At 71.3% G+C, this 21883-nt stretch carries 20 protein-coding genes; 5 read left to right on the top strand and 15 right to left on the bottom strand.

Annotation, left to right across the window (positions count from 1 at the left end):
• Positions 1 to 78: 78 nt before the first annotated feature.
• Complete coding sequence (locus J8M51_RS38505; protein ID WP_267299910.1) at positions 79 to 1281, top strand: class I SAM-dependent methyltransferase; 1203 nt, start codon at positions 79 to 81, stop codon at positions 1279 to 1281.
• Between the two features lie 46 nt (positions 1282 to 1327).
• On the opposite strand, the gene J8M51_RS38500 is transcribed toward J8M51_RS38505, so the two are convergent.
• The 7 genes from J8M51_RS38500 to J8M51_RS38470 form a co-directional block, all read right to left on the bottom strand.
• Positions 1328 to 2593, bottom strand: a complete 1266-nt coding sequence (locus J8M51_RS38500; RefSeq protein ID WP_086753097.1) for an RNA polymerase sigma factor — start codon at positions 2591 to 2593, stop codon at positions 1328 to 1330.
• Positions 2594 to 2642: 49 nt separating this feature from the next.
• Positions 2643 to 2999 (bottom strand): YciI family protein, encoded by a 357-nt coding sequence (locus tag J8M51_RS38495; RefSeq protein WP_086753099.1) that lies wholly within the window; start codon positions 2997 to 2999, stop codon positions 2643 to 2645.
• A gap of 133 nt (positions 3000 to 3132) precedes the next feature.
• Entirely contained in the window at positions 3133 to 3729 is a 597-nt protein-coding gene (locus J8M51_RS38490; RefSeq protein ID WP_086753101.1) for a hypothetical protein, read from the bottom strand.
• A 157-nt stretch (positions 3730 to 3886) separates the two neighbouring features.
• A complete protein-coding gene (locus J8M51_RS38485) occupies positions 3887 to 7201 on the bottom strand; it encodes an NACHT domain-containing protein (RefSeq protein ID WP_267299863.1) in 3315 nt (1104 codons plus the stop codon).
• 111 nt (positions 7202 to 7312) lie between these two features.
• Positions 7313 to 8398, bottom strand: a complete 1086-nt coding sequence (locus J8M51_RS38480; protein ID WP_267299909.1) for an LCP family protein — start codon at positions 8396 to 8398, stop codon at positions 7313 to 7315.
• Between the two features lie 67 nt (positions 8399 to 8465).
• A complete protein-coding gene (locus tag J8M51_RS38475) occupies positions 8466 to 9812 on the bottom strand; it encodes an endo-1,4-beta-xylanase (protein WP_267299862.1) in 1347 nt (448 codons plus the stop codon).
• A gap of 426 nt (positions 9813 to 10238) precedes the next feature.
• Entirely contained in the window at positions 10239 to 11300 is a 1062-nt protein-coding gene (locus tag J8M51_RS38470) for a LacI family DNA-binding transcriptional regulator (protein ID WP_086757425.1), read from the bottom strand.
• A gap of 118 nt (positions 11301 to 11418) precedes the next feature.
• Here J8M51_RS38470 and J8M51_RS38465 point away from each other — a divergent pair, with 118 nt between their 5' ends.
• The 4 genes from J8M51_RS38465 to J8M51_RS38450 are packed head-to-tail and all read left to right on the top strand — an operon-like array spanning position 11419 to position 16919.
• Positions 11419 to 12756 carry an ABC transporter substrate-binding protein gene (locus J8M51_RS38465; protein WP_086757426.1) on the top strand — a complete coding sequence of 446 codons (1338 nt, stop codon included), beginning with the start codon at positions 11419 to 11421 and terminating at the stop codon, positions 12754 to 12756.
• Positions 12753 to 13655, top strand: a complete 903-nt coding sequence (locus J8M51_RS38460; RefSeq protein WP_086757427.1) for a carbohydrate ABC transporter permease — start codon at positions 12753 to 12755, stop codon at positions 13653 to 13655. Before J8M51_RS38465 ends, J8M51_RS38460 begins: the two co-directional genes overlap by 4 nt.
• 9 nt (positions 13656 to 13664) lie before the next feature.
• Complete coding sequence (locus tag J8M51_RS38455; RefSeq protein ID WP_086757429.1) at positions 13665 to 14567, top strand: carbohydrate ABC transporter permease; 903 nt, start codon at positions 13665 to 13667, stop codon at positions 14565 to 14567.
• A gap of 57 nt (positions 14568 to 14624) precedes the next feature.
• Entirely contained in the window at positions 14625 to 16919 is a 2295-nt protein-coding gene (locus J8M51_RS38450; protein WP_086757431.1) for a beta-xylosidase/alpha-l-arabinosidase, read from the top strand.
• A gap of 11 nt (positions 16920 to 16930) precedes the next feature.
• Here the strand turns inward: J8M51_RS38450 and J8M51_RS38445 are convergent, their stop codons facing one another.
• The 8 genes from J8M51_RS38445 to tsaB all read right to left on the bottom strand — a co-directional run bounded on the left by J8M51_RS38445 (position 16931) and on the right by tsaB (position 21763).
• Positions 16931 to 17119, bottom strand: coding sequence for a DUF397 domain-containing protein (locus J8M51_RS38445; protein ID WP_086757432.1), 189 nt, complete (start codon positions 17117 to 17119; stop codon positions 16931 to 16933).
• 9 nt (positions 17120 to 17128) lie between these two features.
• On the bottom strand, positions 17129 to 17380 hold the full coding sequence (locus J8M51_RS38440) for a DUF397 domain-containing protein (RefSeq protein WP_216590818.1): 252 nt from the start codon (positions 17378 to 17380) through the stop codon (positions 17129 to 17131).
• Entirely contained in the window at positions 17377 to 18225 is an 849-nt protein-coding gene (locus tag J8M51_RS38435) for a helix-turn-helix domain-containing protein (protein WP_267299861.1), read from the bottom strand. The genes J8M51_RS38440 and J8M51_RS38435 overlap by 4 nt, the downstream gene beginning before the upstream one ends.
• Positions 18226 to 18314: 89 nt before the next feature.
• Positions 18315 to 19136, bottom strand: a complete 822-nt coding sequence (locus J8M51_RS38430; protein ID WP_143673185.1) for a hypothetical protein — start codon at positions 19134 to 19136, stop codon at positions 18315 to 18317.
• Positions 19137 to 19196: 60 nt separating this feature from the next.
• Positions 19197 to 19466 (bottom strand): hypothetical protein, encoded by a 270-nt coding sequence (locus tag J8M51_RS38425; RefSeq protein WP_086755824.1) that lies wholly within the window; start codon positions 19464 to 19466, stop codon positions 19197 to 19199.
• On the bottom strand, positions 19463 to 20590 hold the full coding sequence (gene tsaD / locus J8M51_RS38420) for a tRNA (adenosine(37)-N6)-threonylcarbamoyltransferase complex transferase subunit TsaD (protein WP_398857716.1): 1128 nt from the start codon (positions 20588 to 20590) through the stop codon (positions 19463 to 19465). Before tsaD ends, J8M51_RS38425 begins: the two co-directional genes overlap by 4 nt.
• Positions 20591 to 20594: 4 nt before the next feature.
• On the bottom strand, positions 20595 to 21107 hold the full coding sequence (rimI, locus tag J8M51_RS38415) for a ribosomal protein S18-alanine N-acetyltransferase (protein ID WP_086755826.1): 513 nt from the start codon (positions 21105 to 21107) through the stop codon (positions 20595 to 20597).
• A complete protein-coding gene (tsaB, locus tag J8M51_RS38410) occupies positions 21104 to 21763 on the bottom strand; it encodes a tRNA (adenosine(37)-N6)-threonylcarbamoyltransferase complex dimerization subunit type 1 TsaB (RefSeq protein ID WP_086755827.1) in 660 nt (219 codons plus the stop codon). Before tsaB ends, rimI begins: the two co-directional genes overlap by 4 nt.
• Positions 21764 to 21883: the final 120 nt, after the last annotated feature.

Here is a 21883-nt window from a genome sequence, read left to right as displayed (position 1 = left end):
CCGCCCCGACACCGCCGCCGGGCCCCGACCATCCACCGAGTGGCCCACACCGCCCCGCCCCCGCTCTCCCGCTGGCCGATGACCGACAATGAGCCGGTGAACGACCTCGACCCCGCCACCTTCCTCGCCCCCCTCCTCACCCCCGAGGGCCGCGCCCTCCTCGACGAGGTGCGCGGAGTCGAACCGGCGCGGGAGCTGGCCGTGGCGACCCGGCTGCGCCGCGACCACCCGGTGGAGCTGGTCTCGGCGGCCCTCGGCCAGGCCAGGCTGCGGCAGCGGGCGGTCGTGAAGTTCGGGGCGGCGGACGCGGACCGGATGTTCTTCACCCCGAACGGGGTCGAGCAGTCGACGCGGACGAGCGTGGCGACGTACCGGGCGGAGCGGATGCGCGCGCTGGGCGTGACCTCCGTCGCCGATCTGTGCTGCGGCATCGGCGGCGACGCGATCGCCCTCGCCCGGGCCGGAATCCGCGTGCTGGCCGTCGACCGCGACCCGCTGACGGCGGCGGTGGCCCGCGCCAACGCCGACGCGCTCGGCCTCGCCGGGCTGATCGAGGTGCGCGAGGCGGATGTGACGGAGGTGGAGACGGCCGGGTACGACGCCGTGTTCGTCGACCCCGCCCGGCGCTCCTCCGGCCGTGGCCGGATCTTCGACCCCGAGGCGTACTCGCCCCCGCTCTCCTGGGCCGTCGCCACCGCGCTCAAGGCCCCGCGAGCCGCCCTCAAGATCGCCCCGGGCATCCCGCACGAGGCGGTCCCCGCCGAGGCCGAGGCCGAGTGGATCTCGGACGGCGGCGATGTGAAGGAGGCGGTGCTCTGGTTCGGCACCGGGGCGGAGGGGGCGGTGCGGGCGACGCTGCTGCCCGGCCCCCGGAGTCTGCGCGGCCGGGGGCTGCCGGACCCCGAAGTCCGGCCCGTGGGGCGGTACTTGTACGAGCCCGACGGTGCCGTGATCCGCGCCCACCTCGTCGCCGAGGTCGCCGAGGAGCTGGCGGGCGGGCTGATCGACCCCACGATCGCGTACGTCACGGCCGACGAGCACCGGCCCGTCCCGTACGCCACCGCCTACGAGATCACCGATCAACTCCCCTTCAACGTCAAGAAGTTGAAGGCGCTGCTGCGGGAGCGCGAGGTGGGCATCCTGACCGTGAAGAAGCGGGGGTCGGCCGTCGAGCCGGAGGAACTGCGCAGGAAGGTGAAGCCGCAGGGGCGCCGTTCGGCGACGGTCTTCATGACGCGGGTAGCGGGGGCGCCGACGATGCTGATCGGGCACCCGGTCTGAAGCGTGCCACGAGGCGGCGGGCGGCCCTCGGCCGCCGGTCCTGGCCTCAGCCGCCGGTCTCCTCCGCCCGTGCGCGCAGCAGCGCGCGTTCCCGTTCGTTCCGGGCGAGCCCGGCCGCCCGTACGAACTCGGCGCGGGCCTCCCGCGTACGGCCGAGGCGGAGCAGCAGGTCGCCGCGGACGCTCGGCAGCAAGTGGTAGTCGCGGAGGGCGGGTTCGGCGGCGAGGTGGTCGACGATCTCCAGGGCGGGAGCGGGGCCGTCGGCCATGGAGACGGCGACCGCGCGGTTCAGCTCGACCACGGGGGACGGGGCGCGGGCGGCCAGCAGGGCGTACAGGGCGGCGATCCGGTTCCAGTCCGTCTCCTCGTACGTGTGGGCCTGGGCGTGGCACGCGGCGATGGCGGCCTGGAGCGCGTACGGGCCCGGGGCGCCGCTCGCCGCGGCGGTCGCGCGGCCGAGGGCGGTGAAGCCGCGGGCGATGAGCAGGCGGTTCCAGCGGCGCCGGTCCTGGTCCTTGAGGAGGACGGGTTCGCCGGTCGGTCCCGTACGGGCGGCGGCCCGCGACTCCTGGAGCTCCAGCAGCGCGACCAGACCGTGCACCTCGGGCTCCTTGGGCATCAACTGGGCGAGGACGCGCGCCAGTCGGAGGGCGTCCTCGCAGAGCGCGGGGCGCAGCAGGTCGTCGCCGGCGGTGGCCGCGTATCCCTCGTTGAAGATCAGGTAGATGACTTCGAGGACGGAGCCGAGGCGGGCCTCGCGGTCGGGGCCGTACGGCACCTCGAAGGCGACGTTCTTCGTCGCGAGCGTGCGCTTGGCGCGGACGACGCGCTGGGCGATGGTCGCCTCGGGGGCCAGGAAGGCGCGGGCGATCTCGGGTGTGGTCAGGCCGCCGAGGAGGCGGAGGGTGAGGGCGATCCGGGCCTCGGCGGAGAGCACCGGGTGGCAGGCCGTGAAGACGAGGCGGAGCAGGTCGTCGTCGATGTCGTCCGGGTCGGCGGGCCGGTCGAGATGCGGCCCCGCCGCCTCCAGGTCCCGCCCCACCTCCGCGAGCTTGCGCGCGTACCGCTCCCGGCGGCGTACGAGGTCGATCGCCCGGTGCTTGGCGGTGGCCGTCAGCCAGGCCCCCGGGTTGTCCGGCACCCCGTCGCGCGGCCACTGCTCCAGCGCCGCGACCAGCGCGTCCTGGGCCAGTTCCTCCGCGATCCCGACGTCCCGCACGATCCGGGCGACCCCGGCGATGACGCGGGGCGACTCGATCCGGAACACGGTCTCGACGGTCGTCTTGAGGTCCGGGGTGGGCTGTGAGGTCACAGCCCACCATCAGACACCCGGAGGACGGTCCCGCCAAGCAGGCTCCGGCTCAGCCCTCCATGACCTCCCGCACCTCACAGGTGACCGTCCACTCCTCCCCGTGCACCTTCACGAACCGCTTGGTCCACTCGATCGCCTCGGCCATGTCCTTGCACTGCATCAGCGCGTAGCCGCCGACGACCTCCTTGGACTCGGTGAACGGCCCGTCCGTGACGGAGACGTTCCCGCCCTCCCAGTGGACCCGCGCCCCCTGCGCGGACGGCGTCAGCCCGGCGGTGTCGAGCATGACCCCCGCCTTGGTGATCTCCTCCAGGAGCTCCCCCATCCGCTCCATCAGCTCAGGGCTCGGGCCCTCGGCGGGCGCGGTCTTCTCGTCGATCTGGACCAGTGACAGATAGCGCGGCATGGTGACTCCCAGAACATCGGCGAGCGGGGCCTGTCCCCGACTCTCACCCATGCGTCGAACGGCCGCACCTCGGATCGACACGGTCGCCGGAATTCCTCAAAAAAACTTCGGCGGGCGATCCAGACATCGCTTCCTACGGCTGCGCTGCGGAGTGGGCAGTGTCAGGAAAGCCCAGTTCGTCCAGCAGCGAGTCGAACAGCTCCTCCACGAAGGTCTCCTGTGCGCGCAGCAGTTCCTCGATCCGAGGCTGCTGTGCCATGGTCCGGACACCAGCTGCCGAAGCCCACCTGAGCGCGCCTTCGGCGTGGTTCGGCACCTCTGCATCGAGCTCAGCACGCCTGTGTCCGAGGGCTTCCTGAAACTCCGGCGTGGCTATCCACAGGCTCACGTCGTCCACGTCCTCGGGTTCCTCGACGAGGAGCGCCGCGGCGTTGTCCAGATTGAGCCATGCCTGCCAGCGGTGCCCGTCGGTGTCCAGACCGGTCACGAGGGCGACGCTGCTGTCGGAGACATCGGCGACGCAGGCCGGCGCACCGGACCATTCGACCAAGGCGAACAGGCTCTCGTCCTCCCAGATGCCGTGCTCCAACTGCAGGGTCTGCCAGCCGCCCGGTCGAGCTTGCCCCTCATGCACGCCCTCTCTCAGCCCTGGACCGGTGCTGCCGAACAGGGGTGCTTCCAGCAGGGGGCGCTCGCTGCGCGCAAAGACCAGATGGCCGGAAAAGCCCATGGAACCTCCTCGTCGAACACCAGCGCACCCTACGAGCCGTCACTGACACTACCGGCGCCGGCTGACTGGTGACCCTGGCTGTCGTGCATGTTCGCGCCGGAGATGCCCAGGGACAGCGGCGGCCCGTTCCTGCCTTCACGCCATGAGGAACGACGCCTCAGGGCAGGTGGCTCACGTCCCACCGGCGGACGGTGCCGTCCGCGCCGGCGCTGGCGAGTCCGGTGCCGTCCGCGCTGAAGCTCATGGCGTGCACCTGCCCCAAGTGTCCGCGCAGCGCCTTGCGGCGGGCCGGTGTCCCGTCGGTGCTCCAGAGTTCGATGGTTCCGTCGAGCGTCCGTTCATCGCCGTCCATCGCGTCCGTCCTGCTGACAGCGGCCAGAGGCTTGCTCGGGTGGAACACTACGGAGACGTCGGAGAGCTCGGGACCGGACTTCTCCCATCGGCCGGTCCGGTCGTTCATCCGCCAGAGCCTGCCGACGATTCCATCACCTTCCAGAAAGAGGTGGTCACCTCGTCGGCTGACCATCAGGTGGAAGCTGTTGACATAGCCGGCGATCACGTCGACCACCGGGGTGGAGACGGGTTCCTCAGTCATGTCCGGGACTCTGATGCGCACCAACCGCCCCGTCGATTTCAAGGCCACCAGGGCGTCCCCGCACATGTCCCACGTGACGATCTCGCGCTGCTCGCGCGCATTCACCTCGATGCGTGTCGGCCAACCGGCCCCATCGAGATCCCACAACGCGAGTCGCCCTTCGGAGCCACCCGCCAGGATGCGGCCGTCCTCACTCAAGGAGAGACGGCCTTCCAGAGCCGCCGGTCCCTGGCGGAAGCTCCAGTGCGACCGCCCCGTCATCCCCACGGCGAGCAGTCCGTCCCGCGCCACCACGAGACGATCCCCCCGGGCGTCGAACATCAACTGATCGACCCCCCGGAGGGTGTCGTAGTAGGGGGCCGCCGGAAGGACCATCCGCTCCTCCTCCCGACGCCCTCCTCGCCATACCCGCCCGTCGCTCGCACCCCACACCAGCTCCCCGGTACGGGGGTGAAACGCAACCGCTGTCATCCACGCCTCGTTCCGGTCCCAGTACACAACCTCCCCCTCCGCCGCATGCCGTCCGACGAACGCGACAGTCCCCCCGACCACCACGGCCGCCCCCACCCCCAGGAGCAGTCGTCGCGGCACCGTTCCCCGCGCCCCGGAGTCAGGCCCCCGCACATACACCGGCTCCCCTGCCAGCCCCTCCTGCAACCGAATGTGCCGGAACTGAAAGGCGCTGTTCGCCTGTCTGACGATCTCCCTGCGTCTGGCCTCACCGAGAAACGCGAAGAACCGCCAGGGCATACGCCCCGTCACCGCCAGCCAGAGCCGCACCAGCAGGAAGCGGAACCACGCGCGCGACAGCAGGACGAACAGCGCGAAGGCCACCCCGGGCAGCACGAAGGGCAGCCCCCAGCCGTGCGAGTCCGGGCCGAGCGCTTCGTTGATCCGCCGCCAGGAGACCTCCGCCGAGTCGGAGACATCGCCGGTCCCTGGCGACCCCGGCCACTCCGTGAGCGTGCGAAAGACCAGATCCCCCACCAACTGCCCGACATGCAGCCCGAACAGCCCGGCGCCGCCCACCACGAGCCCCGCCACGGCCGCTCCCGCCACCGCCGAACGCCGATCCTGGACGTACGAGTTGAACGGAGTGGCCTGGGTCGCCCGGGACGGCGGCGCGTTGAGCCAGTGGTGCGTGGCCAGGGCCACCCCGACCACCAGACTCAGCGTCACGCACATCGTCAGCGACTCGGAGACGATCCCGGCGGCCGGAAGGGACCCAGGACCGGGAGTGAAAGCCAGCACCTGGAACACGCACATCCCGCCGACTACGGGCACCACGGCGACAGCCCCCACCAGCACCCCCAGCCGGAAACCGCGCCACAACCGCCCCGCCGACCCCCGTAGCGAGAAAGAGAGCCGACCCGGCGGGCGGTTGCCCGCCGCGTACCAGATCAGACTGCTGATCAGGGCGAAGACTGCGCCGATGCACATCGGGACCAGCACGGCCTCACCGGACACCCCGGCGGCGAACCCTCGCGTCACCGCCGTCCACAGGATCGCCCCGACGGCCAGCACCAGCCCCAGGCCGAACGACACCGCCGGGCCCACCCACAGGGGAAGCACCCGGCCGCTCATCGCCCACCACTCCAGGTCCCGTTCCCGATGGTCGTGCAGATGGCGGGCCAGGAAGGTGAGCCAGCGCCGGGCCCGTACGGGATCCCACAGGCCGCGGGTCTCCGCGCCGTCCGGCAGCCCTGGATCCGGGCCGTACACGGCGTCCAGCACCCGATGCGTGAGATGGTCCTCCACCGCGTAACGGCAGTCGAAGCGCTCGCGGTCCAGCAGTTCGGCCGGGTCGCCGCAGCCCCGCTGGTACACCAGCCGCGCCGTCGTCACCATCAGCGGCGTCGACAGGGCCTCCGTGAGCGGGCCGTCCGGCTCGGTGCGCAGCCGGTCGAAGACGCGGCCCCAGCCCGTCGCGACGTGCTCGGGCCAGTCCACGGCCCGGAGGTAGGCGATCACGTCCCTCGGCGGCACCGGGGCGACCTCCACCACGGGCGCCTGGCGGAGGGTCGGCGCTCCGCCGTGGATCAGTTCCTCGTACTCCACAGCACGGCAGGTGACGACGACCGGCCGCTCGCCGCCGATCGCCTGGTTGATGCCCCGGATCGCCGCGCGTCGGGCCGACTCCGGGATCTCGTCCAGGCCGTCGAGGACGGGCAGCAGCAGGCCGTGAGCGAGGAGGGCGCGGGGGATCTCCTCGCGACCGCTGTAGTACGGGACCGCGAGGGTCCGCACGAGCCAGTCGTCCAGGGGCTCGCGCACGGGGTCCCAGGTCGAGACGGGGAGCAGGACCGGTACGGGCCCGCCCGGCTGCCGCGCGCCCAGCAGGCCCAGGGTGAGCAGCATCGCCAGGACCGTCTTGCCGGAGCCGGGCTCACCGATCACGACCAGTCGGTTCTGCGGCAACTGGTCGAACCCCTGGGCCAGTTGGGAGATGACTCGATCGAAGCGGCCGTCCAGCCTGCCGTCGAGGTGCACCCGCAGGACGCGGCCCCCCGTCACCGGGTCGCGGAGTTCGCCCGCGACCGGCCTTGTCGTTGTGGCCCAGGCAAGCGGCAGGACCTGAGGGTCGCGCAGCCGTCGGGCCCCCGCCTCCTCGAGCCACTGTGCCCGGAGGATGTGAGCGAGATCGTCGGCGTACCCGGCGGGATCGGGCGGGACCGGTTCCTGGCGGAAGAAGTCGACGAGCGCCAGGGCCAGCGCCGCGACGCCCACGGCGAGACTCGCGATCGTCGCCACGTCGGCGGCCTTGTGGTCGCCGAACTGCATCCAGACGGCGAGGCAGACGGACACCAGGCCCAGTCCGACGAGTGTCAGGTCACGGCCGAGACGCCGCCGCGCGCGTCGCTGAGGTCCCAGAAGCACCGCAGCATGATGGCGAGCGGCCCCCGGTGCTGTCCTCCCCGTCTACCTCCACCCGGGTGACCTGCGGAGATAACGCTCCGGCCGAGCCTCGCCCGTGCTATTCGGCGACGCTCACTTCAGCGACTCCCACAGCTCCCCCGCCTCCGGCTCGTCCGCGACGACGCGGTTGCGGTCGTACGGGGCCGTGACCACCGGCATCATCACCGTTCGGGTGTCGGTCGAGGTCAGGTTCTTCAGGCTTTCGCCGAGGGTCATCAGGTCGCGCAGGGAGGCCAGGCCGGTGTCCGTGGTCAGGCTGCCGGTGATGGCGTCGGCGGCGCGGTAGAGCTGGGCGGGGTTGGTGAGGAGGGCGGTGGAGGAGATCTGGTCGAGCAGGGACTTGACCAGTTTCTGCTGGAGACCGATGCGGCCGAGGTCGCTGCCGTCGCCGATGCCGTGGCGGGTGCGGGCGAGGGCGAGGGCCTGTTCGCCGTCCAGGTGGTGGGTGCCGGCGTCCAGGGTGAGGTGCGAGTCCTCGTCGTCGATGTCCTCGTCCGTGGTGACCGTGACGCCGCCGAGCGCGTCGACCAGGTTCGCGAAGCCGGAGAAGTCGATCTCGATGTAGTGGTCCATGCGGACGTCCGTCATCGACTCGACGGTCTTGACCGCGCAGACGGGGCCGCCGACCGCGTACGCCGTGTTGAACATGACGTTGTACGCGACCGATGTCGAACCGCCCGACTCCAGCGGGCAGGACGGGCGGGTGACGAGGGTGTCGCGGGGGATGCTGACGACCGTCGCCCCGGTCCGGCCCTCGTCGATGTGGACGACCATCGCGGTGTCCGAGCGGGCGCCCGAGTCCGTGTCGCCGCCGCCGAGTTCGGCGTTCTCCTTGCCGCTGCGGGAGTCGGAGCCGAGGACGAGGATGTTGAGGGCGCCGCTCGGCAGGGGTGCGGCGGAGGCCGACGCCGACGGCTCGGCGGCGGACCGGGCCTTCGCGGGGCGGTCGTCGCCGAGCGCGCCGTTGATGTCGACGCTCGTGATGTTGTCGTTCAGCCGCCAGAACGCCCAGCCCGCCCCGCCCGCGCCGAGGACGAGGGCGCCGGCGAGCACACAGCCGGCGATCTTCAGCCGGCGCCGGCGCCGCGGTCCGCCCGCGCTCCCGTTGTCGTCGTCCCCGGCGTCCCCGAACGCACTTTCTTCACCACTCACGCACAGGAACTTACGTCCGAATTGTTACGGGCAGAACCTCCTGCGCCCTTTCCTTCGGAAATTCTCAGACTTCTCAGCCCAGTGTCACCGTCGGTACCGGATTGCTGCCGCTCCAGGTGCCGTTGAAGCCGAAGCTCACCGAACCGCCGCTCGGGACACCGCCGTTCCAGGAGGCGTTGGAACAGGTGACGGCCGCGCCGCTCTGGGCGCAGGAGGCGTTCCAGGCCTGGCTCAGCTGTTGTCCCGCGCCGAACGTCCAGGCGACCCGCCAGGAGGAGAGCGAGGAACCGGCCGCGCAGCTGATCGTGACGTTGCCGGTGAAGCCGGTGTTCCACTGGTTCGGCACGCTGTACGCCGCCGAGCAGCCGGACGGGACCGGCGGTTCGGTCACCGTGCCGCCGAGTGCCGTCACGATGCCGTGGTACGCGGGTTTCGGCGCGTAGTTCTCGTCGTACGGGGTGGCCGCGCCCTCGCCCGGGAACGTGTCGGGGATCCAGGAGTCGGAGTCGGTGAAGCCCCAGACGGTGGCACCGGTGCAGCGGGTGACCGCCACGCAGGCCTTCACCACGGCGTCGTACTCGGTGCGCTGCTGCGCCAGCTTGGCCGCTGTGGCGGGCAGTTGCATACGGATGTCGAGTTCGGTGATGGCGACGTCCAGGCCCAGGTCGGCGAAGCGCTGGATGTTCTGCTGGAGGGTGGCGGGGACCTGGCCGAGGATCAGGTGGGCCTGGAGGCCGACGCCGTCGATCGGGACGCCGCGGGCCTTGAGGTCCCGGACCAGGTTGTAGAGGGCCGTGCTCTTGGCGTTGACGCCCTCGACGTTGTAGTCGTTGATGTAGAGCTTGGCGGCCGGGTCGGCGGCGCGGGCGGCGGTGAGGGCCTGGGCGATGTAGTCGGCGCCGAGGCCGTTGTACCAGAGGGTCTGGCGGTAGGTGCCGTCCTCGTTGAAGGGCTCGTTCACCACGTCCCAGGCGGCCAGGCGGCCCTTGTAGCGGCCGACTTCGAGCGCGATGTGGTCGTTCATCAGCGTACTGAGCTGGGCGGGCGTCCAGCTGCCGTTGGTCAGCCAGCTCGGGTTCTGGCTGTGCCAGACCAGGGTGTGGCCGCGTACGTCCTGGTCGTGGGCCTCGGCGAAGGCGACGATCTGGTCGGCCTCGGTCCAGTTGAAGGTGCCCCGGGTGGGTTCGACGGAGCCCCACTTCATGGCGTTGCCGGGGGTGAGCCAGTTGAACTCGCGGCCCGCGATGTCGCCGTAGGTGCCGGTGAGTTTGGAGCCGGTGACGGCGGTGCCGATCGCCTTGCCCTTGGCCGCGGCGAGGTCGCGCAGGGGCGGGTCGGCGGCGTGGGCGGTGGGGGTGGCGAGGAGCAGGGCGGCGACGGCGGTCAGGGCGGTGAGCAGGCCGCGCGGGGAGGGTCTCATTGCGGGTGCCTCCGAAAGTTTCGGTGGTGCAACCGATTGACTTCGGAGGAGTGTGGGGGTGGGTGACTCGGTCGTCAATACGTCAACTTCCGGCCAGGCGTCTGCCGGGTCGGGTCTGTGGCCGACTGCCGCGCCGCCGTGGCTCGCCGCGCAGTTCCCCGCGCAGTTCCCCGCGCCCCTAGGGCCTGTCTTCACATTCCCGCCGTCGCCCGGAGGGCGGCCCCGCGGCGTCGTGGGGGTACCTCCCGGTCGAGCGAAGCCGAGACTGGGGGAGCGTGCTCTCGGCGTGCCGGGCCCTGATCCGCGTACTGGACGTACTCGGGTCAGGGCCCGGTGCGGCGGTGGGGGTACCTCCCGCTCGAGCGAAGCCGAGAGTGGGGGAGCGTGCATGGCGTCGCGGGGCAGGCGGGAATTTGAAGACAGGCCCTAGAGGGGCGCGACCCCCGTACTGCTCCGCACCACCAGGCTCGTCGCCAGCTCCACCCGCGTCGCCGCCGAAGGCCCCCGGTCCTGGCGCCCCAGGTCCAGCACCAGCCGGGCCGCCGCCTCGGCCATCTCCATCAGCGGCTGGCGCACGGTCGTCAGCGGGGGCCCGACCCAGCGGGCCACCGGGAGGTCGTCGAAGCCGACGACGCTGAGGTCCTCCGGGATGCGCAGGCCCAGTTCACGGGCGGCCTCGTAGAGGCCGAGGGCCTGGAGGTCGTTGCCGGCGAAGACGGCGGTGGGGCGGTCGGGGCGGCGCAGCAGGTCGAGCCCGAGCCGGTAGCCGGTCTCGTGGTGGAAGTCCCCGGCCTTGATCAGGTCCGCGGCGACCGGCAGCCCGGCGGTCTCCAGCGCGGCCCGGTAGCCGTCGACCCGGGCGCGGCTGCACATCATCCGGGACGGTCCGCTGATGGCGCCGATCCGCCGGTGGCCGAGCTCGACCAGGTGCCGGGTGGCGGCGAGGCCGCCCTGCCAGTTGGTGGCGCCGATCGAGGGCACGTCGTCGCCGGGGTCGCCCGCCGGGTCCATCACCACGAACGGGATGGAGCGGCTGGTGAGCAGCGCCCGCTGGGACTCGTCGAGCCCCGACAGGACGAGCACGACGCCGTGCGGGCGCCGGGCGGCGACCTGGTCGGCCCAGGTGCGGCCGGGGGTGAGCCGCCCCGCGCTCTCGGAGAGGACGACGCTCAGCCCCTCCTCCCGGGCGACGTTCTCGACGCCCCGGATGACCTCCATCGCCCAGGCGCTCTCCAGCTCGTGGAAGACCAGGTCGATGAGGGGGGAGCGGGTCGCCTCGGCGCGCCGGCGGCGGTAGCCGTACTCGCGCAGCAGCTCCTCGACACGGGTGCGGGTCGCGGGCGCGACGTCCGCGCGGCCGTTGAGCACCTTCGAAACAGTCGGAGCGGAGACGCCGGCCTGGCGGGCGATCTCGGCGAGCGTCGCGGTCTGCGTGGACGGCGAGACACGCGCTCTTGTCTGGGTTTCCTCGGGCTTCGCGGGCTTCATGAGCGGGATCGTATCCCTGCGCGACCTCTTGACGAACCCTTTCGACGGCCATACGTTCCCGGAACATTCGAGCTGACATCCGAAACATTCGTCCCTCCACCCGCGAGAGGTGCTGTCCATGGAGTCGAACAGAGAGCGGACGTTCAGCAGGCGCTGGGTTCTCGGCGCCGGTTCCGCTTCCTTGCTCACCGCCGGTCTCGGGACCGGCCTCACCGGCTGTGGCTCGGGCGGTGGCGCGGGCGGCGGGGACGGCAAGACGCTCACCGCCTTCGTGTACGGCGACGACGCGGTGAAGGTCCAGCAGGCGGGCGTCGACCGGTTCAACAAGTCGGCGGCGGCGAAGAAGGCCGGCGGCACCGTCAAGCTGCAGAAGGTCCCCGGCTCCGACTACTCCCCCAAGCTCCGCACGGCCATGGGTTCCCCGAGCGCCCCGGACATCTTCTTCAACTGGGGCGGCGGCTCCATCAAGCCGTACGAGGAGGCGGGCAAGCTCGTCGACCTCACCGACGTCATCGAGGGCGACCCGGTCCTCAAGAGCGGCTTCCTGCCCTCGGTGCTCGCGGCCGGCGATCTCAAGGGCCGCCACTACGGCATCCCGATGCGCGGCATGCAGCCCGTGATCCTCTTCTACAACAAGTCCGTCTTCACCGAGCACAAGCTCCAGCCGCCCACCACCTGGGACCAACTCCTCGACATCAACGCCAAGTTGAAGAAGGCGAAGATCACCCCCTTCGCCCTCGGCGGCTCCGACGTCTGGCCCGAGCTGATGTGGCTGGAGTACCTGGTCGACCGGATCGGCGGCCCCGAGGTCTTCAAGCGCATCCAGGACGGCGACGCCGAGGGCTGGGGCGACCCGACCGTCCTCAAGGCCGCCGAACTGGTCAAGGAGCTCATCGACGACGGCGCCTTCGGCTCCAAGTTCACCTCGGTGTCGTACGTCAACGGCGGCGCCCCCGCGGTCTTCGCGCGCGGCAAGGCGGCCATGCACCTGATGGGCTCCTGGGAGTACTCGACCCAGCTCGGCAAGTTCCCGGACTTCGCCAAGGGCAATCTGGGCTGGGCCGCCTTCCCCACCGTCGAGGGCGGCACGGGCGACGTCCGCAACGTCGTCGGCAACCCCACCAACTACTGGTCGATCAACGCCCGTACGAAGAACAAGGACCTGGCGGTCGGCTTCCTGAAGGACTGCGCGTCGAAGGAGTACGCGCAGGCGCTCATCGACAACGGCGACGTCCCGACCACCTCCGGCGCGGCCGAGCTGCTCTCCTCCGCGCCCAACCCGGAGTACGCGAAGTTCCAGTACGACATGGTCCAGCAGGCCCCCGCCTTCACGCTCTCCTGGGACCAGGCGCTCGGCGACGGCCTCGGCACCAAGATGCACACGGAGATAGGCAAGCTGTTCGCGGGCCAGTCCTCCCCGGCCGACTTCGTGACGGCGTGCAAGGGGCTGAAGTGACCGTCACGGTCGACAAGGGGACCGCTCCGCGAAGCGCCCCCGCACACGGGTCGCGTGCGGGTCGCCCGCACGCCGCCTGGGCGCTCCCCGGCGTCCTCTTCTTCACCTTCTTCGCGGTCGTCCCGATGGCCCTGGCCCTCTATCTCTCCTTCACCAGCTGGGACGGCCTCGGCGACCCCACACCGGTCGGCCTCGACAACTGGCGGAAGCTCCTCGACGACCCGCGGATGACCCAGTCCCTGTGGCTGACGGTCGTCCTGACGGTCGCCAGCTGGGTCTTCCAGACGGTGATCGCCCTGCTCCTGGGCGTCTGGGCGGCGGGCCGGCAGCGCAACCGCGCGATCCTCTCCGCGGTCTTCTTCGTCCCGTTCCTGCTCTCCTCCACCGCCATCGCGATCCTGTTCTACGCCCTCCTCGACCCGAACTTCGGCATCATCCAGCAGGACACCCTGGGCTCGCAGAGCGGCGCGTTCCTCGCGATCGTGTTCGTCGGCGGCTGGCAGTTCATCCCCTTCCACACCCTGATCTACCAGGGCGGGGCCCGCCAGATCCCCGAGGTCCTCTACCAGGCGGCGGCCATCGACGGCGCCGGCCGCTACCGCCAGTTCTTCTCGATCACGCTCCCGCAGCTGCGCCACACGATCACGACCTCCACGGTCCTGATGGTGGTCGGCTCGCTGACGTACTTCGAGACGGTCCTGATCCTCACCAAGGGCGGCCCGGGCACGGACACGGCGATCCTGCCGTACCTGATGTACGAGGCGGGCTTCAAGACGTACGACTTCGGCTACGCCAGCGCCATCGCGTCCTTCCTGGTCATCGCCGCGACGGGGCTCTCCCTCGTCCTGGTCCGGCTGACGGGCTTCGGCGCCATGCGCAGCACGCGTGAAGGGATGTGACGGAGCGGCATGTCACACGACACACTGGCGCGCCCCACGAAGACCGACGAGCCCGCGCGCGAGCCGTCGCGCGCCCCCCGCCGCCGGCGCCACTGGACGCGGCGCGCCAACCCGGTCGCGGGCCTGGGCGCGTTCCTCTGGCTGGTCATCGTCCTGATCCCGATCTACGCGATGCTGTCGGCGTCCCTCACGGGCGCGGACAAGGCCCTCACCGGCAACCCCCTCAAACCTCCCACCGACCCGACCCTCGACAACTACAACACCGTCCTGACCAGCGGCTTCGGCCATCTGCTCAGCAATACGGCGGTCGTCGCGGTCTCGGTCGTCGGCATCGTCCTGGCCCTGTCCATCCCGCTGGCGTACGTCACCGTCCGCACCCGCGACCGCTGGTCGAACGCGGCTTTCCGCCTCTTCCTCCTGGGCGTGGCGATCCCGGCGCAGGCGGTCGTGGTCCCCCTCTATCTCCTCATCGCGAAGCTCGACCTCTACGACACCCTCCTCGCCGTCATCCTCCCGACGGCGGCCTTCGCGATGCCGGTCTCGGTGCTGGTCCTGGTGGGCACGCTCCGGGACGTCTCCGAAGACCTGTACGAGGCGATGGCGCTGGACGGCGCGTCACCCCTGCGCATGCTCTTCCAGCTGACGATCCCGCTGGCCAAGGGCGGCATCAGTACGGTCGTCATCTTCTCCGCACTCCAGGCGTGGAACGGCTTCCTCTTCCCGCTGATCTTCACCCAGTCCGACGGCCCCCGGGTGCTCACGCTCGGACTGTTCAACTACGTCAGCCAGTTCGGCGTCAACATCCCCGCCCTGCTCGCCTCGGTCGTCCTCTCCGGCATCCCGATCTTCGCCGTGTACCTGGTGGCGCGCCGGGCGCTGGTGGGCGGGCTGATGGGTGTGGGCGGCAAGTGACCCACCTGCTCCGGCACCCGCGACCTTCTGAAACTCGCCGACCCCTGAAGGAGTTTCATGACCACCCCTTGGCGTGACCCGGCCCTGCCCGCAGCGGCCCGGGTCGAGGATCTGCTCTCCCGGATGACCCTGGAGGAGAAGACCGCCCAGTTGTACGGCGTGTGGGTGAAGACCGACTCGAACGGCGAGGACATCGCCCCCGACGAGGAGGAGATGCGGGAGTCCTTCGACTTCGACGAGCTGATCACCCGGGGCCTCGGCCAGCTCACCCGCACCTTCGGTACGGCCCCCGTGGACCCGGCGCTCGGCGCGCGCGCCCTGGCCCGCGCCCAGCGCCGCATCATGGCCGCGAACCGCTTCGGCATCCCGGCCGTCGCCCACGAGGAGTGCCTCGCCGGCTTCACCGCATGGCGCGCGACCGCGTACCCCGTCCCGCTGGCCTGGGGCGCGACCTTCGACCCCGCGCTCGTGGAGGAGATGGCCCGGCACATCGGCCACGACCTGGCCTCCGTCGGCATCCACCAGGGTCTGTCGCCCGTCCTGGACGTGGTCCGCGACCCGCGCTGGGGGCGGGTCGAGGAGACGATCGGCGAGGACCCGTACCTCGTCGGCACGGTCGGTACGGCGTATGTGCGCGGCCTGGAGTCGGCCGGGATCGTGGCCACACTGAAGCACTTCGCCGGGTACGCGGCGTCCGTCGGCGCCCGCAACCACGCGCCCGTACGGGCGGGGGTACGGGAACTCGCGGACGTGACCCTGCCCCCGTTCGAGATGGCGCTGCGCGAGGGCGGGGCGCGCTCGGTGATGGCGGCGTACACGGAGACGGACGGCGTCCCGGTCTCGGCGGACCCTCAGCTCCTGACCGAACTCCTGCGCGAAGACTGGGGTTTCACCGGCACGGTCGTCTCCGACTACTTCGGCGTCGGCTTCCTGGAGACCAACCACCGCGTGGCCGGAAACCGCGCGGAGGCGGCGCACGCGGCGCTCGCGGCGGGCGTGGACGTGGAACTCCCCACCCTGCGCTGCTACGGCGAGCCCCTGGTGACCGCCGTCCGCGCGGGTGAGATCCCCGAGGCCCTGGTGGACCGGGCCGCCCGCCGGGTCCTGCTCCAGAAGTGCGAGCTGGGTCTGCTGGACGAGGACTGGACCCCGGAGGGAGCGGGCGGCGAGATCGACCTCGACCCCCGTGAGAACCGCGAGGTCGCCCGCCGCCTGGCCGAGCAGTCGATCGTGCTCCTGGACAACCCGGACGCGGTGCTGCCGCTGGCCCCGGACATCCGTATCGCCGTGGTGGGCCCCCGCGCGGACGACCCCCTGGCCATGCTCGGCTGCTACTCCTTCCCCTCCCACGTCCTCCCCGCCCACCCGGGCACCCCGCTGGGCATCGAGATCCCGACCGTGCTCCGGTCCGTCCGGGACGAACTCCCCGACGCGAAGATCACCTACGCGGCGGGCAGCGACGTGGACGGCGACGACACCGGCGGCTTCCCCGAGGCGGTGGCACGGGCCTCCGAGGCGGACGTCTGCGTGGCGGTCCTCGGCGACCGCGCGGGCCTCTTCGGCCGGGGCACCTCGGGCGAGGGCTGCGACGCGGAGGACCTCCGGTTGCCGGGGGTCCAGGCGGAGCTGCTGGACGCGCTCATCGCCACGGGGACGCCGGTGGTGGCGGTGCTGCTCACCGGGCGCCCCTACGCGCTCGGCCGCTGGCACGGCCGACTCGCGGGCGTGGTGCAGGCGTTCTTCCCCGGGGAGGAGGGCGGCCCGGCGGTGGCGGGAGTGCTGTCGGGCCGCGTCTGCCCCTCCGGCCGCCTCCCGGTGAGCGTCCCGCACCGCCCCGGGGGCCAGCCGTGGACGTACCTCCAGCCCCCGCTGGGCCTGCTGGGCGGAGCGAGCAACATCGACCCGACCCCGCTGTATCCCTTCGGGTACGGCCGCTCGTACACGACGTTCGCGTGGACGGACTTCGCGAACGAGGGTGACGAGGGCGGGGACGTCTCGGTGACCGTCCGCAACACGGGTGAGCGGGCTGGGGCGGAGGTGGTCCAGCTGTACCTGCACGATCCGGTGGCCTCGGTGACCCGCCCCGACGTACGCCTGATCGCCTACCAGCGGCTGGAGTTGGCCCCGGGCGAGGCCCGGCGGGTGACCTTCCGCTTCCACCCCGACGTGTCGTCCTTCCCGGACCGCTCGGGCCGCCGCGTGGTCGAACCGGGCGCGCTGGAACTGCGGTTGGGCACGTCGAGTGCGGACATCCACCACCGGGTACGGCTGACGCTGCCGGGGCCGGTACGCGAGGTGGGCCCGGACCGCCGGCTGCACTGCGGGACGGAGGTCCGGGTGGTGGAGCCCTGACGGCCTGAGGGTCAGCCCGCCTGGGCCGCCGCGTACGAGACGAACGCGGCCCAGGCGGAGGGGCCGAGGTCGAAGTGGGGGCGCGTGGTGTCTTTGGAGTCGCGGATGTGGATGGTGGTGGGGGTGGTGGCGATTTCTATGCAGTCGTCGCCCTGGGGGCTGCTGTAGCTGCTCTTGAACCACGTGAGGTCGGTGCTCACGACACTGCCTCAGCCCGCCTGGGCCGCCGCGTGCGCGACGAAGGCGGCCCAGGCGGAGGGGCCCAAGTCGAAGTGGGGGCGCGTGGTGTCTTTGGAGTCGCGGACGTGGATGGTGGCGGGGGTGGTGGCGACTTCTATGCAGTTGTCGCCTTGGGTGCCGCTGTAACTGGACTTGCGCCAGCCCAGGCCGACTTCAACGCAGCTGTCACCTTGATCCGTGCTGTGGCTGGACTTGAACCACGCCGGTTCGGTGATGCTCATAACGCTCCTCTGATCCGCTCCAACAGGCTCACGGAGTCCAGGGGGCTGAGAGCCTGTGCGCGGAGTGTCGCATACCGACGGTGCAGAATGGCCGCCTCTTTTCCGTCGGCAATCAGGCGCCCGGTCTCCTGCCCCTCGGCATAGGCAAGATGCCTCCCGTCCGGAGTTTCCAGCAGCGCCACCGGGCCGTCCAGCCCGGCGTGCACCTGGCATTCGAGCGGCATGATCTGGATCTCCACGTTGCGGAGCCGAGCGTGCTCCAGCATGTGATCGAGCAGACCCCGTAGCACCTCACCGCCGCCCAGCCGACGCCGGACAACGTGCTCATCCATGACGAAGCTGAACGAGGTGTTGGGTCGGTCGCGCAACATTTTCTGCCGTTCCATCCGCGCAGCGGCCTGCGCCTCCAGCTGCTCGTCCGACAGCGGCGGAATGCTGTTGCTGAACACCGCCCGCGCGTACCCCTCCGACTGAAGCAGCCCCGGCACCAAGCGGCACTCGTACGTAGCCAGATAGACGGCCTCCCGCTCCAACCTCGCCCACGTCCTGAACCACGCCGCCAACCCCGGCTGCCGAGCCATATGCCGAAACGCCCCCCGCACCGCCCCCGTGCCCCCCGTGGCCTCCTCCGCCAACTCCACGAACCGCTGATCCGCCAGCCGTCGCCCCAACTCGATGGAAGCCACCGAGTGCTTGGACAAATGGACCCGCGCCCCGAACTCCTCCCGGCTCAGCCCCGCATGCTCGCGCAGAGCCTGCACCACCGCCCCGAACGCCTTCATGCTGTCCGACGACTCGGGCTCACCACCCGGCCCCTGCGCAGCCCACTCCACACCGTGCACCATGCACTCAGAGTGACGGTCCGCTCACCGTACTGTCCACCGAACAGCCATGTACTCCCCCTCCAGTACACGCGACGGCGGCCCCGGCATCGCTAGGCGGGCGTCAGACGCCAGAAGCCGAAGGGGTTGTGGGAGAAGTCGTCCTCGTCGAGCTCGCACGCGACCCGGTGCATGATCCAGCGGGTGGCGTCCGGGGTGATGCGGAACCCCTCGCCGTCCTCGATCCCGCCTTCGGGCTGCTCCGTCAGCAGGTAGTACCGCGCGACGTCCATGGTGGTCAGCCACTCGCTCAACTGCTCCGGTTCAGGGTCGCGTCCGGGGGCCAGCTCCACGTCGGCCTGGCCGAGGAGATGCATGCCGCCGCTGTAGAAGGCGCCCTCGTCGAAGATGGCCGGCACCACCCATGCGTCGCACAGGGCGATCGCCAGATCGTCGACGTTGTCGGCGGCCGCGGCCCTGTCCGCCAGAGTCAGCCATCGCTCGCGCCCGCAGGCCACACCGCTGGAGTCGTTCTTCACCGCGGTGGCCCCGTTGGCCAGCAGAGCGGCCGTGACAGCCAGTGCCTGCCGGGAGACGTCGAGGGCGTTGAACTGGGAGATCGGCGGCGACAGGACATAGGCGACCGAGTCGTGCGCGTCCACCGCGGCCCAGTCCTCGTCACCGAACTCGTCGTCCCGGATGGCGCTGCGGGCGGCCAACGCGGCCTCGAACGCCTCCCGCATCCGGGGATCGGGCTCCTGCTCCCATTCCTCGACCGTGAACTCCCCCGCGCCCGCCTCCTCGACCACCCGGATGAGTATCTCGGGGTCCAGGCCCACTCCGACGACGCACAGCACATGCCTCGGCGTCACACCCGACGCCGGCACCAGGAGGTCGGAACCGTCCACGACGGTTCCCTGCCATGATCTGCTCATCCGCACAGCATCACAGACGAACGGCACACGTGATCCGTACATGCCGAAAGAGCACGCCGGTCAGTCCGTCCCCGCCGACTCGAACCTCCACCGGTGAACCGCCCTGGAGACCAACTCCGGCCCCGGCTCCGGCAGTTCGGGCAGCTCCGCGTCGAACTCCGCGTCCCACCACGTGATGACCAGCACCCGGTCCTGCGGCGCCCGGAACAACTCCCGCCGCAGCGGCCGTACGGAAAGCACCTGGGCCTCGACCTGATCCCGGGCCCAGGCGAGAAGCTCCTCCCCCCGCCCGGCCACCGCCCGCGCCTCCCACATCAGCGCGACCGTCACGAGTACAGGTTCTCCTTGCTGACCTCGTGGACGTGATCGTGACCGTGGGAGTGGCCGTGGGCGTGGGCATGACCGGCGGCGCTGCCCGGCACATGCGGGTCCGTCACCGGCAGCGACGAGTCCGCCGACAGGTCCCAGTCGGACGCGGCGCGCCCCCGCGCGACCATTTCCGCACCCAGCGCCGCCACCATCGCCCCGTTGTCCGTGCACAGCTTGGGCCGGGGCACCCGGAGCCGGATGCCGGCCGCCTCGCAGCGCTCCTGGGCGAGCACCCGCAGGCGGGAGTTGGCGGCGACACCGCCGCCGATCATCAGATGGTCGACGCCCTGGTCCTTGCAGGCCCGCACCGCCTTGCGCGTCAGCACGTCCACCACGGCCTCCTGGAAGGACGCGGCCACGTCCCGCACCGGAACGTCCTCCCCGGCCGCCCGCTTGGCCTCGATCCAGCGGGCCACCGCGGTCTTGAGGCCGGAGAAGGAGAAGTCGTAGGCGGGGTCGCGGGGCCCGGTCAGCCCGCGCGGGAAGGCGATGGCCGTCGGGTCGCCCTCCTTCGCGTACCGGTCGATGACCGGCCCGCCCGGGAAGCCGAGGTTCAGCACGCGGGCGATCTTGTCGAAGGCCTCGCCCGCCGCGTCGTCGATCGTCGCGCCCATGGGCCGTACGTCCGACGTGATGTCCGTCGACAGGAGCAGCGACGAGTGGCCGCCGCTCACCAGCAGCGCCATCGTCGGCTCGGGCAGCGCCCCGTGCTCCAGCTGGTCGACGCAGATGTGGGAGGCGAGGTGGTTGACGCCGTAGAGCGGCTTGCCGAGCGCGTACGCGTACGCCTTGGCCGCCGAGACGCCCACCAGCAGCGCGCCCGCGAGGCCGGGTCCGGCGGTGACCGCGATGCCGTCGAGGTCCTTCGCGCTGACGCCCGCCTCCTTCAGCGCCCGGTCGATGGTCGGGACCATCGCCTCCAGATGCGCGCGGGAGGCCACCTCGGGCACCACCCCGCCGAACCGGGCGTGCTCGTCGACGCTCGACGCGATGGCGTCCGCCAGCAGGGTCGTCCCGCGCACGACACCGACCCCGGTCTCGTCGCAGGAGGTCTCGATCCCGAGGACCAGAGGTTCGTCAGCCATTGCCCTAGCCATTGATCTCGGTTCCTTGTGCGGATACGGAAGTGGAGGGGTCGTCGAGGCGCATGACCAGCGCGTCCACGTTCCCCGGCTGGTAGTAGCCCCGGCGGAAGCCGATCGCCTCGAAGCCGAAGCGTTCGTAGAGCTTCTGGGCGCGGACGTTGTCCACCCGGCATTCGAGCATCACCTGGGCGCACTCGAAGGCGGTGGCGGCCCGCAGCAGTTCGGTGAGGAGCAGGGCGCCGAGGCCGGTGCCCCAGTGCTCACGGGCGACGGCGATGGTCTGTACGTCGGCGACGTCCCCGGCGGAGGCGAGACCGCCGTAGCCGATGATCCGCCCGCCGCCGCCGTCGTCCTCGGCCACGTAGTAGCGGCGGGTGGCGTTCGGCCCCCGCGCGTGGGCGAGGTCCGACCAGAACATGCCCCGGGACCAGGCATCCTCGGGGAAGAGGTCCTTCTCCAGCTCCAGGACGGGCTCGATGTCCCACCAGCGCATCTCGCGCAGCACCGGGGTCGTCACTTCGGGGTGACCACCTTGTAGTTCTTGGGCACCTGCGCGTCGGGCCGGCGCAGATACAGCGGCCGGGGCGCCTCCAACTCCTCGCCCGCCGCGAGCCGTTCGGCGGCGAGCGCGGCGAGGGCGGCGGCGGAGACATGCTCGGGCGCGCGGGCGTCGGGGAAGGTGTCGGGATACAGCAGCGCGCCCGCGCCCACGGCGGGCAGCCCGGCCACCAGCTCCGCGATCTCGGCGGGCCGGTCGACGGCCGGTTCGCTCACCCGGGCGCGCGGGCCGTCGTATCTCGCCCAGTACACCTCTTTGCGCCGGGCGTCGGTGGCCACCACGAACGGGCCCTCCACCGCGCCCTGCGCCTCGTACGCGAGGCCGTCGAGCGTGCACAGGCCGTGGACGGGGACCCCGAGGGCGAGTCCGAAGGTGTCGGCGGTCATGAGGCCGACGCGCAGCCCGGTGTACGGGCCGGGACCGACGCCCACGACGATGCCGGTGACGGCGTCGAGACGGGTGCCCGCCTCGGCGAGGACCCGGTCGACGGCGGGCAGCAGCAGTTCCCCGTGGCGCCGCGCGTCCACCTGGCTCGACGCGGCGACGACGTCGCTCCCGTCGTGCAGCGCGACGGTGACGGCGGGGGTGGCGGTATCCAGAGCGAGCAAGAGCACGCAAACAGCCTACGGCGCTTCGGGCGGGCAGACTGCCGACCCGGTGCACGTCGCCTCTGCTGCTACCGTCACAGCACAGACGTATTGCACAGGCGTACATGGGTACGAGAGGTGGGCGCA

It is taken from the genome of Streptomyces griseiscabiei, from assembly GCF_020010925.1.
GTDB lineage: Bacteria > Actinomycetota > Actinomycetes > Streptomycetales > Streptomycetaceae > Streptomyces > Streptomyces griseiscabiei.
The sequence above is the reverse complement of the archived record's forward strand: the minus strand, read 5'-3'. Positions and strand labels throughout refer to the sequence as shown.

Bases quoted from the DNA above. Each gene is read 5' to 3' on its own strand.
- J8M51_RS38505 (WP_267299910.1), top strand. From the start codon at position 79: ATGACCGACAATGAGCCGGTGAACGACCTCGACCCCGCCACCTTCCTC.
- J8M51_RS38495 (WP_086753099.1), bottom strand. From the start codon at position 2,999: ATGCCGCGCTATCTGTCACTGGTCCAGATCGACGAGAAGACCGCGCCC.
- J8M51_RS38490 (WP_086753101.1), bottom strand. From the start codon at position 3,729: ATGGGCTTTTCCGGCCATCTGGTCTTTGCGCGCAGCGAGCGCCCCCTG.
- J8M51_RS38475 (WP_267299862.1), bottom strand. From the start codon at position 9,812: ATGAGACCCTCCCCGCGCGGCCTGCTCACCGCCCTGACCGCCGTCGCC.
- J8M51_RS38470 (WP_086757425.1), bottom strand. From the start codon at position 11,300: ATGAAGCCCGCGAAGCCCGAGGAAACCCAGACAAGAGCGCGTGTCTCG.
- J8M51_RS38465 (WP_086757426.1), top strand. From the start codon at position 11,419: ATGGAGTCGAACAGAGAGCGGACGTTCAGCAGGCGCTGGGTTCTCGGC.
- J8M51_RS38455 (WP_086757429.1), top strand. From the start codon at position 13,665: ATGTCACACGACACACTGGCGCGCCCCACGAAGACCGACGAGCCCGCG.
- J8M51_RS38450 (WP_086757431.1), top strand. From the start codon at position 14,625: ATGACCACCCCTTGGCGTGACCCGGCCCTGCCCGCAGCGGCCCGGGTC.
- J8M51_RS38440 (WP_216590818.1), bottom strand. From the start codon at position 17,380: ATGAGCATCACCGAACCGGCGTGGTTCAAGTCCAGCCACAGCACGGAT.
- J8M51_RS38435 (WP_267299861.1), bottom strand. From the start codon at position 18,225: ATGGTGCACGGTGTGGAGTGGGCTGCGCAGGGGCCGGGTGGTGAGCCC.
- J8M51_RS38430 (WP_143673185.1), bottom strand. From the start codon at position 19,136: ATGAGCAGATCATGGCAGGGAACCGTCGTGGACGGTTCCGACCTCCTG.
- tsaD (WP_398857716.1), bottom strand. From the start codon at position 20,590: ATGGCTGACGAACCTCTGGTCCTCGGGATCGAGACCTCCTGCGACGAG.